Below are 13,781 nucleotides of genomic sequence, written 5' to 3' on the forward strand. Positions count from 1 at the left end.
AGTACTGAAGCTTAAGGTTTTGTGTATATATTGTATTGTTCTATTATCGTAATTCCGCACCAAGTTTTGATTCAAAATTAGCTTGAAGCTTTGACATTATTTTGTCTATTTGCTTGTCATTTAATGTCTTGTTTTCGTCTTGAAGGATGAAACTCACGGCATAACTCTTTTTGCCTGCTGGTAATTTTTTACCTTCATAGACATCAAAAAGATTGACACTTTTTAATAAATTTCTTTCGGTTTGTTTTGCGATCGTGTGGATATCTTCAAAGGAAACTTTATGGTCTAACAATAAGGCAAAATCTCTTTTTACTTCTGGGTATTTAGGGATAGGGCTAAACTTAATTTTATTATGCTGCGCCATGTCAATGACATTATCCCAATTAAAATCTGCAAACAATACATTTTGAGATATTCCAAAATGTTTTAAGACCGATTTTTTTACTAATCCAAAATCGACCATTTTTTTCTTACCAATAGCAAAACTGATACCTTCACTAAAGACATCAGATTTTACAGGAGAAGATTTCAATTTTGTTAAACCTAATCGTTCTAATGCAACTTCAATGGTACCCTTTAAATAGAAAAAATCAGTCGGACTTGTTGTAGCATTCCAACGGTCTTCAGATTTGTTTCCTGTTACAAAAAGGGATAGGTGTTTATGTTCTTCTCTAGATTCTGAAAAATTATGATACGTTTTTCCAAATTCAAATAGCTTTAAATCATCTCGTTTTCTGTTGATGTTGTGTGCTACAGCTTCTAAGCCAGAAAATAATAAAGACTGACGCATCACCTCTAGGTCATTACTAAGAGGGTTGAGCATTTTTACATTATGCGATTCGTTTAAATCATCACTTAATTCAATGTATTTAGGTGATGTTAACGAGTTTGCCATTATCTCAAAATATCCTTGTGAAGCTAATTGATTTCCGATTATATTTTGAAGTTTATAATCTTCAAATCGTGACGAATTAGAAATGGATGCATTTAATTTTGCTGTAGTGGCAATATTATTATAACCATAGACTCTCAGGATTTCTTCAATAATATCTGCCTCTCGCTGTACATCATTTCTGTAAGCTGGCACAGTTAAGCCTAATCCTGCTTCTGTGACATTATTAATTTTAATATCTAGAGAAGAAAGGATACTTTTTATAGTTTCTTTTGGAATGTCTTCACCTATTAATTTTTTCGCATTTTCAAAGCTTAGTCTAACTTCAAAATCCTTAATTTTCTTAGGATATGCATCTACAATATCACTTGTTATTTCGCCACCTGCTATTTCAATAATTAATAAAGCTGCACGTTTCAGTGCATATTCTGTAAGGTTTGGGTCGATACCACGTTCAAATCGAAATGAAGCATCTGTATTTAACGCATGGCGTTTAGCTGTTTTTCTTACACTAACAGGGTTAAAATATGCACTTTCTAAAAAGATACGTGTTGTATGGTCTGTAACACCTGAGTCTATACCACCAAATACACCAGCAATACACATTGGTTTTTTAGCGTCGCATATCATTAAATCATCTTCATGTAACTCGCGTTCTACACCATCTAATGTTGTAAATTTTGTGCCAGCTTCACATGTTTTAACTTCAATTTTGTTGCCCGAAATTTTATCCGCATCGAAAGCATGTAGAGGCTGTCCTAGCTCATGTAATACGTAATTTGTGGCATCTACAATATTATTAATTGGTGCCAAGCCTATTGATTTTAGACGATGTTGTAGCCATGCAGGTGATGTTTCTACTTTTACGCCAGAAATCGTTACACCACAATAACGAGGTGCTTTTTCCGCGTCTTTTACATCTACGTCAATTTTTAAGGCGCGTGCATCTACATGATATGAGCTTACAGAAGGGGTAATAAGTTCTAGTGAGATTTCTTTTTGCAATAAACCTGCTTTTAAATCTCTCGCTACGCCATAATGACTCATAGCATCTGCTCGGTTTGGTGTTAAGCCGATTTCAAATACCTGATCGTTTTCTATTTTAAAGACATCAGCGGCAAGAGTTCCTACGGCTAAATCAGCATCTAAAACCATAATGCCATCATGAGATTGCCCAAGTCCTAATTCGTCCTCAGCACATATCATTCCGCGGCTTTCTTCGCCTCTAATTTTACCTTTTTTAATTTTCCAAGCTTCGCCTTCTGGTGTATATAGCGTTGTGCCAATAGTAGCAACAGGTACTTTTTGACCAGCCGCAACATTGGGTGCACCACATACAATTTGTACAGGTAAGTCTGCGCCAATATTAACGGTAGTTACTTTAAGTCGGTCTGCATTTGGGTGTTGGTTACAGGTTAATACTTCACCAACAACAATACCTTTTAAGCCGCCTTTCACAGACTCGTAGGTTTCAATACCTTCGATTTCTAAACCAAGATCAGTTAGTAAATCTCCAGTTTTTTCTGCGTCCCAATCTGTTTTTATAAACTGTTTAAGCCAGTTGTATGAAATTTTCATAGTTTAATTTAGTCAAGCCACAAAGATAATAATAGTTAATAGGTAATAAAATATAGCCTATTAAAATTTAATCTTTTAATGAAGATATTTGTTTGAGTATATCTTATATGTCTGTAAAAAGATGATTTATTACGCTATTTTTGTCCAAAATTTGAAACCTTCTGTATGATGAAAAAATATTTTGCTTTATTGTGTATTGTGAGTTTACTGTATTCTTGTGATGTGATCGATCAAATAACAGGTGAGGATGAAGAGCCCTCTGATGTGCCTCCAGTAAGGTCTTATGTGACATATACATCTCAAAATTCAGTAACCTTAAATGGGTTTATTGATAATTCTAATAATTATTACCAAGGCTCAGATACTTATGAGGTTGGTTTTGTGTTTAGAACAGGTAACGAAAATGATCCAACCAATGATGAAGTGATTATTATAGATGAAGAGGTGGCTTATACGGCATCAATGCGAAGCTTTAGTACAGATTTGTCGTCCTTGACGCCAAACACAACGTATTATTATACGTTTTATTCAAAAAATGGCGACCATTTAAAAGAAGATTGGAGCTCATTTACGACATCAGATTTACCGTGTTCTTTTAGTCAAAACAATTATTATAGTGTTAATGGTGCTTGGCAAACTGCCTATGTCACTGTAGAAGATGTGCAGTGTTGTGATGAAGGTAATGTTGGATTTAGATTTGGAAATTGGCCTAATATTTTTCAAGTTAATTTTAATGAATTAGAAAATGGTTATCCGCAAACCGGACAATACTTTGGTGTATCTAGTGGGTTTGATATTACTTATATAGAAAGAGAGCTTGTAAAATCTACCAATCAGGTGTTTATAGAATATAATTCTACCACAGACACACAGTTGTTTGTCGAAAATAATGGCGCAACTATTACATTGATTTTTTGCAATACCATTTTAAATGGTGGTGACATTTTAAACGGAAAAGTCTCTGTTGCGATTCCTTAATTATTGAGCACGTAATACGTTTAATTTTAATAACAATAAGGAAGTCGTCATCATGTAATGTTGAGCTTTTTATACGACCAATAATTATAAATTAAGGTGTGTTGGAGATACCAAACAAATTCTGTTTTAAAATTTTTAGTGCCATTTAAATTAGAAAAAAATAAAAATTCTATTCATAACAATATGAGATATTTAATACTTAGCGTTTTAGTCTTAGTGGTGTTTTCTTGTAAAAACGAATCAAATTCTAATGTTTTAAACAAACAAGAATTGAAAACCGGACCATACAGGGCATCTTTAACAGTGAAGGATAATAAGGAACTGCCGTTTAATTTTGAAGTGATCTCTGCTTCAAAATTGAAAATATTTAATGCCGAAGAGGTTATTGAGGTCGATGAAATTACCTACCGAAACGATTCTGTTTTTATAAAAACACCCGTTTTTGAAGGTTATATCGCTGCTAAGTTTGAAGGTGATAATCTAAGAGGGCATTTTATAAAAGAAAGTTTAAATAGAGTAGTTCCGTTTTTTGCAGAGTATAATACGACCACACGTTTTAATGCAGTAGCGCAAGCTAACGAAAATGTAGATGGTATTTGGGAAGCAGAATTTAGTAAAGGCGTAGAAGAGGACGAATACATTGCCAAAGGGATTTTTAAGCAAGACGGAAATAAAGTAACTGGTACTTTTAGAACCACCACAGGAGATTATAGATTTCTAGAAGGCGTTATGGATGGTAATAGTATGAAGCTTTCAACTTTTGATGGCGCACATGCGTTTTTGTTTACTGCAACTGTAACTGATACGTCTATGGAAGGTGTTTTTTATTCTGGTAACCATTGGAAAGAACCTTTTGTAGCAAAAAGAAATAAAACATTTGAATTGCCCAACGCCAATGATTTAACGTTTTTAAAAGAAGGATACGATAGTTTAGATTTTACGTTTCCTAATACTTCAGATGAATTGGTGTCTCTTAAAGATGACCGATTTAAGGATAAAGTAGTTATTGTGCAAATTATGGGTACTTGGTGTCCCAACTGTTTAGATGAAAGTAAATATTATACGGAATTTTATAAAAAGAATAAAAACAAGGATATAGAATTTGTGGCATTAGCGTTTGAATATGCTAAAACCAAAGAAACAGCCTTTAGTAGAATAGACCGTTTACAATCTAAAATTGGAATAGAATACCCAATTCTTTTGGCACAATTCGGAACATCTGACAAAGCGAAGGCGCAAGAAAAATTACCAATGTTAAACCATGTACTATCATACCCAACAACAATTTACATCGATAAAAAAGGAAAGGTAAGAAAGATACATACAGGTTTTAATGGGCCAGCAACAGGTAATAAGTATATAGCGTTTAAATCTGAATTTGAAGGATTTATAAATACCTTGTTAGCTGAGTAAATTATAAGGCAGAATGCGTTAATTTAATTTGTATTTCTCTCTATATGCTGTAGGACTTATTCCTTCTTTCTTTTTGAATAATCTTGAAAAATACTGAGGATATTCAAAACCTAGTTCATAAGCGACTTCAGCTATACTGCTGTTTGGTTTTAGTAAAATGTTCTTAGCTGCGTCAATTAAGTATAATTGTAAGTGTTCTGTAGTTGTTTTTCCTGTCTCTCGTTTTAGAGTATCACTAAGATAGCGTTGAGAAACCTGCATTTTATCCGCTATTTGCTCAATGCTGGGAATGCCGTTTTCTTGTAATTGTCCAGATTCAAAATAGGCTTCTAATTGTTGATTGAATTGAGTTAATACATCGTTATTTAGTTCTTTTCTGTTAAGAAATTGTCGTTCATAAAATCGATTTGCGTATTTTAAAAGGGTACTTAATTGAGAAATGATAATGTCTTTGCTAAACTCATCTTGGTTGTTGTGATATTCTATTTCAATATTTTCTACTATCGATTCTATCAGTTTTTCTTCCTTTGGTGCAAGGTGAAGTGCTTCGTTAACCGCGTAATTAAAGAAACCATATTTTTTAATGTGTTGTGCTAATTCCGTGCCTTTTAAAAAATCCTCATGAAAGTTTATTGAAAATCCTTTTTGCTCAAATACTACGCTGCTGTCCCATTGTAATACTTGTCTTGGTGCAATAAAAATTAATGCACCATTTGTAAAGTCATATTTTGTGCGTCCATAATTGATATGGCCTTTTACTATTTTCTTAAAGCTGATGGTATAACAATCATTAGAAATAGGAGGAGAACTTTCCTTAGGGCAAGGTAAGGTATTGTGGCCAGTAGCATTAAAAACACTTAATAACGGGTGCTCAGGACGTGGAAGTTCTAAGTAATCTAAGTAGGCTGATAGTGTTTTAAAATGTTGCATATTATAGTTTTAATACTTTTGCAGCTAATTCTAATTGCGTATTATATGCTTCAACTCTAGCATGAGCAGAACCGTCAATTAACAGGATAACTGTTAACATAGCAATAGTGGTTATCATACTAGCGCGCCACAAAGGCGTATTAACAAATAATAAGATAAGTGCACAAATAGCGATTATTATAGGAATGGCTTTAAAAACGATAGTATTGTATTCCTTTAAAGTGCTATCTGCACGTTCTAGTTCTGAAGTTACAAAAGCAGCGGCATCATTGTGGTAAGCAATTTCAAATTGTTTTACTCTAGATTTGTTGGTAAAAAACAAACCGAGACCAATAACTATCAATAGACTACCTGCGACTAAGGCAGGAATAATATAAGCTCTTGCAATTTCGGTTTTACCCAGTTGCCAAAAACTGATACTAGCTATAATAAAGCCAATGCCAAAATAAACAAAAAAAGGTGTTGAAAAAAGTTCAGCTTTAGCCCATTCTGTTGCAGTTTTTAAAATATCCATATGAAATGTTTTTTAATGATTTCTAAATTAATAAATCCACTTGAAATTAGTTTCCTTTTCAGATAAATTCCATAATTTTTCCATGACAGCTTTGTCTTGGGCATGTGGTTCTAATTTACAAGCGCCAACAGGTCCTGTCCATTGCATTCTGCCTGTTGGCCCATAATAACCTTTTTGGTTAAGATGTTCCGCAGCTTCTGTTGCACACATAACCTCTGGATAAGCTCCTTTTTCTGCAGATTGAACTAACGGTGTTTTAGACATGATACCAAAAATAATTCGGTCTCTTAGACTGCCACTATTTTTAATTAAAGTGGTAGCAGATGCACCTGGATGACAAACATAAATGTTAATAGGGTTGTCAATTCCTTTTAGTCTGTCTTGCAGTTCGTAAGCGAACATCATTTGGGCTAGTTTGCTTTGACTGTAAACTTTGTTAGGATGGTAATTGTTATCCCAATTGATGTCGTCAAATTGAATTGTTTTTATACCCATTTTATAGCCTTCACTGGCAACAACAACAATTCTGCCATGAGATGCTTTTAGTTTTTGGTATAATAATCCGCATAAAAGAAAATGTCCATAATGATTTACACCGAGTTGACTTTCAAAACCATCAACGGTAAATGTTTGTTTTGGGACTTGCGCAATAGCAGCGTTACATAGTAATGCATCTATTCTTGGAATGGTTTTGTTAATTTCTGCAGCCGCTTGTCTTACTGACGATAGACTTGCTAAATCGGTTTTAATAAATGATACCTTAGCATGCGCTCCAATTTGTTCTTTTAAATCGCTAATTGCTTTGGTTGATTTTGAGTTATTTCTGTTAAGCATCACGACTTCTGCACCTTTGCTTAAAAGGATTTTCGCAGCTTCAAAGCCTGTACCTGCGTTTGCACCAGTAATAAGAAAGGTTTTTCTTTCTAAATTATCTATGTTTTCTGGTGTCCAGCCCTGTTTGCCAAATGGATTTGTTTTCATTATTGAAATTTATTTAGTTCATAAATAGAATAGGGCAAAGTTAGGTGTGCGCATCGTCTATAGACTTAAACTAAATTTCAATTCTTGTATACTAATTGGTTTTTTGGGTTAAAAAATGAGGTAAATGTTTTATCAAGAGGTAATGTTGTGGCTTTTTTTATAATTTGATTTTATGGATTTATCCGTGGATGGATTCTGATTTTCCGTAACTTTTAATAACCTCACCTTCAAATTCTACGAGTTCTTGCCAACGCTTTTCAACGTCAATATCTTTGCCGTACTTTCTCGCAAAAGTTATAAATAAAGTGTAATGACCAGCCTCACTAACCATTAAATCATAGTAGAATTTTGAAAGTTCTGGGTCCTTGATACGTTCTGAGAGCAGTTTAAAACGTTCGCAGCTTCTGGCTTCAATCATTGCGGAAAACAAGAGTCTATCTACCATGCTTTGTAGACGACTGCCACCTTTATTCATAAACTTGTAAAGTTCGTTTACATAACTGTCTTTACGCTCTCTACCAAGTGTATAACCACGCTTTTTTATGATGTTATGTACCATTTGAAAATGCTCCAATTCTTCTTTTGCAAGCTCTAGCAAATCTGTCACTAAGTCCTCGTACTGAGAATTATTAGCAATTATAGTAATGGCGTTAGTTGCTGCTTTTTGTTCGCACCACGCATGGTCTGTAAGAATTTCTTCGAGATTGTCTTCTGCAATAGTGGCCCATCTTGGGTCGGTTTCTAGTTTGAGATGTAGCATGCTCATTATTTCGTTGTTTTTATAGGATAAAGCAAAAGTTGTTACTAACTAATATAATTCCAAATGTTTTTGTACTTACTCATTTGTCTGTAGGTATTTAATATTGCTTGGTGTTGAGGAGCGGCTAAACTCGGATCGCTTTTTAATATGTTCTTAGCATAATAACGCGCTTGTTCTAATATATCCTTATCTTTTACAATATCTGCAATTCTAAGGTTTAAAACACCACTTTGTTGCGTGCCCATAATGTCGCCTGGTCCGCGTAGTTTTAAATCGACTTCGGCAATTTCAAAACCATCACTACTGCGTACCATCGTTTCTAGCCTTGTTTTACTGTCTTGGCTGAGTTTATGGCTCGTCATTAATATACAATAACTCTGTTCTGCGCCTCTACCAACACGTCCTCTTAGCTGATGTAATTGGGATAAACCAAAACGTTCTGCACTTTCTATTATCATTACAGATGCGTTTGGTACATTTACACCAACTTCAATAACGGTTGTAGCAACCATAATTTGAGTTTCACCATTTACAAAACGTTGCATCTCATAATCTTTGTCTGCAGGTTTCATTTTACCTTGTACAATGGAAATTTGATAATCTGGCATTGGGAATTCTCTAGAGACACTTTCATAACCATCCATTAAATCTTTGTAATCCATTTTTTCGCTTTCCTGAATTAAGGGATAGACGATATAAATTTGTCGACCTAAGGCAATTTCGTCTTTCATAAACTTGAAAACCTTTAGGCGATTATTATCATATCTATGAACCGTTTTTATCGGTTTTCTTCCGGCTGGTAATTCGTCAATAATTGAAATGTCTAGGTCGCCATAAACAGACATGGCTAAGGTTCTTGGAATAGGTGTTGCGGTCATTACAAGAATATGCGGCGGAATAGTTGCCCCTCTAATCTCCCCAGAAGGGAGACTTTTTAGCTGCTTTTCTATATGGCTTATTACATTATCTATGTCTCCAATGACTTGTTCATTTGAGAATCGAATAACTTTAAAGCCTAAGTCTTTTAGTATTAATGTTCTTATTTCATCAACCTCTTGTTGTTGTAAACTGTTATGATACCCTCCGTCAACTTCGATGACTAATTTTTTTTCGAGATTAACAAAATCTACAATAAATTCATCAATGATATGTTGACGCCTGAATTTGAAATCTAATTTTTTAGCTCTTAAACATTCCCATAAAATTCGTTCAGCTTCGGTACTATTTTTTTTGTTTTCTTGCTGAAATGTTTTCATCAAATTGTAAGCCGAAGGACGAGCAGTCATATATTTTTTTAGCACGTTTTTAGCTTCCTCCTTTTGGGAGGATTGAGGTGGGCTTTTATGCCATAATTTACTTCTCTGTTTTACGCCAAATCGATGTTGTTCATCAATAATTGCGAGTCCTAAATTCTTAAATTTCACTTTATCTTCAAGCAGCGCGTGTGTGCCAATTAAGAGTTGTAAACTGCCGTTTTCTAGATTTTCATGAATAATTTTTCGTTCTGAAGTTTTAGTTGATCCTGTGAGTAATGAAATTCTGATTCCTAAGGGTTTACATAATTCGCTTAATCCTTGGTAGTGTTGGACTGACAAAATAGCAGTTGGCGCCATGAGACAGCATTGAAAACCGTTGTCAAGTCCCATGAGTATTGACATGAAGGCTACAATGGTCTTCCCGGAACCGACATCACCTTGTAAAAGCCGATTCATTTGCGCATTACTACCCAAATCGTGCCTAATTTCTTTTAAAACGCGTTTCTGTGCGTTGGTCAATTCAAATGGTAAATGGTCTTTGTAAAAGCTGTTAAAATAAGTGCCGACTTTATCAAATTGGAAGCCTTTTATTTTAGATTTATGTATGAGGTTTTTAATAATTAATTGTAATTGAATGTAGAATAATTCTTCAAATTTTAACCTGAATTTTGCTCTTGCTAAAAGCTCTGGAGTCTTCGGGAAATGAATATTAAAAAGTGCTTCTGATTTCGAAATTAATTTCAATTCTTTCAAAATAGAATCTGGTAATGTTTCAACAAAACGACCTTTAGTTTCCAAAAATAATTGCTGCATTATTTTGGATGTTATTTTGTTTGTAATGCCTTTATTAGATAATTTTTCGCTTGAAGGGTATATGGCTTGCATGGCAGAGCGCAGACTGCTTTGGTGTTCTTTTTGCAATTCTATTTCGGGATGTGGCATGCTGTATTTTCCGCCAAACCAATTCGTTTTTCCAAAAATCACATAGGTTTGTCCTGGTTTAAGACTTTCTCTAATCCATTTCTGACCACGAAACCAAACCAATTCCATTTGTCCAGTATCATCTCTAAAGTCAGCAACTAAACGTTTACCTCGTTTTTGCGCCACTTCTCTAAAGCCTATTAATTTACCTATAATCTGTACTTCAGCACCATTTCGTTGTAACTGATTTACTTTGTAATATTGAGTGCGATCTATGTACCGATTTGGAAATAAATTGATGAGGTCTTGATACGTCTGAATACCTAACTCCGAACGCAATAAATCTGCGCGGTTTGGTCCAACACCTTTGAGGTAGTCAATGGGAGTTTGTAAATTCACACTCATAATTTGCTAATATAATAATAGTGTTTTGAAGAGGTAAATAGAATTTGAGTTATTCATACTTGAGTTGTTCAAAATTTACGGTTTTACCACAGTATGTTTACGGTTTTACCACATCATTTACGGATAACAGTTTCGTAAATTTAAGCTTTAGCATTAATTAAATTTAAAACCTATTTTTATGAAAAAATTATTACTTCTGTTTTTTGCAATTCCTTTAATAGGTATTGCTCAAATTCCATCGTATTACAACGATGTTGACCTAACACTTTCAGGATTGTCCTTAAAAGATGAATTAGCAGTGAAAGTAATTAGTACACATTCTAGCTATTTAACTTACACTCCAGGTGTTTGGGATGCACTTAAGCAAACTGATTTAGATCCAAATGATAATTCAAAAGTTTTGATGATTTATGGTTATGATGATAATGATGGAGATTCTAAGACTGATAGAACTAGAGGAGTTAATGATAATGGGGGAAGCGTTGGAGATTGGAATAGAGAACATGTTTTTCCAAAGTCATTAGGAAGCCCAAATTTAGGAACATCTGGACCAGGAGCAGATGCACATCATTTAAGACCTTGTGACACGCAATGGAATTCTACCAGAAATAATAGAAAGTTTACAGATGGAAGTGGCGATGCTAGTATTGTTGGTGCTTTTTGGTATCCTGGTGATGAATGGAAAGGTGATGTTGCACGTATGATGATGTATATGTATTTAAGGTATGGTAGTCAGTGTTTGCCAATTAATGTGGGAGAAGGAACATCTGTTTCAATCGATGCAAATATGATTGACCTTTTTTTACAATGGAATGTAGATGATCCCGTTTCTGCTTTTGAAGAACAAAGAAACCCAATTCTTGAAAATTTACAAGGTAATAGAAATCCTTTTATAGATAATCCTGCTTTTGCAACAGAAATTTGGGGAGGACCACAAGCAGAAGATAAGTTTGGTTCTTCCTCTTCAGACACACAAGCACCAACTGCACCATCTAATTTAGTTGTTTCAAATGCAACAACGACAACGCTAGATTTAACTTGGGGAGCATCAACAGATAACGTTGGTGTTGTTAGTTATAATATTTATGAAGGTGGAGCTTATTTAGATACATCTGCGAATACTTCTTATACAGTAAATTCTTTAGCCTCTAACACAACGTACTCATATACAGTTTACGCTTTAGATTCTGCAGGTAATGTTTCATTAGTAAGTAATTCAGCATCAGGCACAACGTTGTCTGCAGGTACTGGAAGTAGTGCTTCAGAATTATTTATTTCAGAATACGTAGAAGGTTCTTCGTACAATAAGGCAATAGAGTTAGCTAACTTTACAGGTGCATCAATAGATTTATCTTCATATGATTTAAGAAGAAATACAAATGGAGGTTCTTCTTGGGGAACAGCATTGTCTTTATCAGGTAGTGTTATAGATGGTGATGTTTATGTAGTATCTCATAGTTCTGCAGCTTCTGCGGTTACAACAGAAGCTGATTTAACAACAACTGCAAGTGCAATGATTTTTAATGGAAATGACCCAGTAGGTTTGTTTAAAAATGGCGTTTTAATTGATATTGTGGGTGTATTTAATAATGGCTCTTCAAATTTTGCAAAAGACACAACCTTAAGACGCATAAATTCTGTAACGGATCCAACAACAACTTATAATACTGCAGAATGGGATAGTTATTCTTCTAATACCTTTGATGGTATAGGTTCGCATACTATAGATGGTGGTACTACTGTTGATACTATTGCGCCAACTACTGTAGAGAATATAATTGTATATAACGAAACAGAAACGACTTTAGATATCTCTTGGGACGCTTCAATTGATAATGTTGGAGTGGTTTCATATAATTTGTATTTAAATGGTGTTTTAAATACAATGACAGCAAACACCTCTATTCAGGTTACAGGTTTATCTGTTGATACTAGTTATTCTATTGTAGTAAATGCTATTGATGCATCTGGTAATGTGTCTAGCGATAGTGTTTTAATTTATGGGCAAACTGTAGATTTAACTGCTCCATCTACTCCAAGTAGTTTAGTTGTTTCAAATGCAACGACATCTTCATTAGATTTATCTTGGGTTGCTTCAACAGATAATGTTGGTGTGATTATTTATGAAATTTATGAAGATGGTGCTTATTTAGATTCGTCTTCTAATACATCGTATTCAGCAGCTTCTTTAGCATCAAATACAACGTATTCATATGTAGTTTATGCTTTGGACGCAGCAGGTAATATTTCATTAGTAAGTAATTCAGCATCAGGTACAACGTTATCTTCAGGTTCTGGAAGTAGTGCGTCAGAATTGTTTATTTCAGAATATGTTGAAGGTTCTTCGTATAATAAGGCAATAGAGATAGCAAACTTTACAGGTGCGTCAATAGATTTGTCTTCATATGATTTAAGAAGAAATACAAATGGAGGTTCATCATGGGGAACAGCATTGTCTTTATCAGGTAATGTTTTAGATGGCGATGTTTATGTGGTTGCTCATAGTTCTGCATCTTCAGCAGTTACAACAGAAGCTGATTTAACAACATCTGCAAGCGCAATGATATTTAATGGCAATGATCCAGTAGGTTTATTTAAAAATGGTGTTTTAATTGATATTGTAGGCGAATTTAATAATAGCTCAAATTTTGGAAAAAATACAACCTTAAGACGTATAAGTTCAGTAACAGAGCCAACAACGACTTATAATACTGCAGAATGGGATAGCTATTCTTCTAACACGTTTTCTGATTTAGGTGTACACACAATTTCTAGCTCTTCTGCAAGAGAAGCTGTGGCTGAAGTGGAAAATATTAAATTAGAACCTGAATTAACAGCATTATTAGAAGTTAGGTTATTTCCTAATCCTGTAAATTCTAAGTTAAATATTGAAGTTAATAATGCAAATGTAACTTATAGTATATACAGCTCTTTAGGAAGAGAAATACTTAAAGGAGATTTAATTGCAGGTCAACTAAATGTTAGTTATTTAGAGCCAGGAATGTATATGATTATGATTAGTGATGGAAAAAACGTAGTAACAGAACGATTTATTAAAAAGTAAAAATTATTAGTTTTATTAAAGACCGAGCATTGCTCGGTCTTTTTTTTGCAATTATTTAACTTTATTTCGTTGTAGTTATTTGAGATTTG

The 13,781-nt window shown here is 34.1% G+C and carries 9 protein-coding genes; 3 read left to right on the forward strand and 6 right to left on the reverse strand.

The features are described from left to right. Positions 1-43: 43 nt before the first annotated feature. On the reverse strand, positions 44-2,470 hold the full coding sequence (gene pheT, locus HNV08_RS15025) for a phenylalanine--tRNA ligase subunit beta (RefSeq protein ID WP_173282184.1): 2,427 nt from the start codon (positions 2,468-2,470) through the stop codon (positions 44-46). 168 nt (positions 2,471-2,638) lie between these two features. Here pheT and HNV08_RS15030 point away from each other — a divergent pair, with 168 nt between their 5' ends. Both HNV08_RS15030 and HNV08_RS15035 read left to right on the forward strand, forming a co-directional pair. Next, positions 2,639-3,448, forward strand: coding sequence for a hypothetical protein (locus HNV08_RS15030; RefSeq protein ID WP_173282185.1), 810 nt, complete (start codon positions 2,639-2,641; stop codon positions 3,446-3,448). Positions 3,449-3,631: 183 nt separating this feature from the next. Next, on the forward strand, positions 3,632-4,861 hold the full coding sequence (locus HNV08_RS15035) for a peroxiredoxin family protein (protein WP_173282186.1): 1,230 nt from the start codon (positions 3,632-3,634) through the stop codon (positions 4,859-4,861). Positions 4,862-4,879: 18 nt separating this feature from the next. Here the strand turns inward: HNV08_RS15035 and HNV08_RS15040 are convergent, their stop codons facing one another. The 5 genes from HNV08_RS15040 to HNV08_RS15060 all read right to left on the reverse strand — a co-directional run bounded on the left by HNV08_RS15040 (position 4,880) and on the right by HNV08_RS15060 (position 10,628). Next, the gene (locus HNV08_RS15040) at positions 4,880-5,791 is read right to left on the reverse strand and encodes a helix-turn-helix domain-containing protein (protein ID WP_173282187.1); all 912 of its coding nucleotides are present in this window, start codon (positions 5,789-5,791) and stop codon (positions 4,880-4,882) included. Position 5,792: 1 nt separating this feature from the next. Next, positions 5,793-6,305 (reverse strand): hypothetical protein, encoded by a 513-nt coding sequence (locus HNV08_RS15045; protein WP_173282188.1) that lies wholly within the window; start codon positions 6,303-6,305, stop codon positions 5,793-5,795. 27 nt (positions 6,306-6,332) lie between these two features. Beyond that, on the reverse strand, positions 6,333-7,286 hold the full coding sequence (locus HNV08_RS15050) for an SDR family oxidoreductase (RefSeq protein WP_173282189.1): 954 nt from the start codon (positions 7,284-7,286) through the stop codon (positions 6,333-6,335). A 178-nt stretch (positions 7,287-7,464) separates the two neighbouring features. After that, on the reverse strand, positions 7,465-8,046 hold the full coding sequence (gene miaE, locus HNV08_RS15055; protein ID WP_173282256.1) for a tRNA-(ms[2]io[6]A)-hydroxylase: 582 nt from the start codon (positions 8,044-8,046) through the stop codon (positions 7,465-7,467). 44 nt (positions 8,047-8,090) lie between these two features. Continuing rightward, complete coding sequence (locus HNV08_RS15060) at positions 8,091-10,628, reverse strand: DUF559 domain-containing protein (RefSeq protein ID WP_173282190.1); 2,538 nt, start codon at positions 10,626-10,628, stop codon at positions 8,091-8,093. Positions 10,629-10,806: 178 nt separating this feature from the next. Between HNV08_RS15060 and HNV08_RS16285 the strand changes: the two genes are divergently transcribed. Next, complete coding sequence (locus tag HNV08_RS16285) at positions 10,807-13,692, forward strand: endonuclease (protein WP_206677695.1); 2,886 nt, start codon at positions 10,807-10,809, stop codon at positions 13,690-13,692. The last annotated feature ends 89 nt before the right edge of the window (positions 13,693-13,781 follow it).

The organism is Winogradskyella eckloniae, from assembly GCF_013249045.1.
Classification (GTDB): Bacteria; Bacteroidota; Bacteroidia; order Flavobacteriales; family Flavobacteriaceae; genus Winogradskyella; species Winogradskyella eckloniae.

Excerpts from the sequence above, each read along its gene's own strand:
- pheT (WP_173282184.1), bottom strand. The coding sequence starts at position 2,470 with ATGAAAATTTCATACAACTGGCTTAAACAGTTTATAAAAACAGATTGG.
- HNV08_RS15030 (WP_173282185.1), top strand. The coding sequence starts at position 2,639 with ATGAAAAAATATTTTGCTTTATTGTGTATTGTGAGTTTACTGTATTCT.
- HNV08_RS15035 (WP_173282186.1), top strand. The coding sequence starts at position 3,632 with ATGAGATATTTAATACTTAGCGTTTTAGTCTTAGTGGTGTTTTCTTGT.
- HNV08_RS15040 (WP_173282187.1), bottom strand. The coding sequence starts at position 5,791 with ATGCAACATTTTAAAACACTATCAGCCTACTTAGATTACTTAGAACTT.
- HNV08_RS15045 (WP_173282188.1), bottom strand. The coding sequence starts at position 6,305 with ATGGATATTTTAAAAACTGCAACAGAATGGGCTAAAGCTGAACTTTTT.
- HNV08_RS15050 (WP_173282189.1), bottom strand. The coding sequence starts at position 7,286 with ATGAAAACAAATCCATTTGGCAAACAGGGCTGGACACCAGAAAACATA.
- miaE (WP_173282256.1), bottom strand. The coding sequence starts at position 8,046 with ATGCTACATCTCAAACTAGAAACCGACCCAAGATGGGCCACTATTGCA.
- HNV08_RS15060 (WP_173282190.1), bottom strand. The coding sequence starts at position 10,628 with ATGAGTGTGAATTTACAAACTCCCATTGACTACCTCAAAGGTGTTGGA.
- HNV08_RS16285 (WP_206677695.1), top strand. The coding sequence starts at position 10,807 with ATGAAAAAATTATTACTTCTGTTTTTTGCAATTCCTTTAATAGGTATT.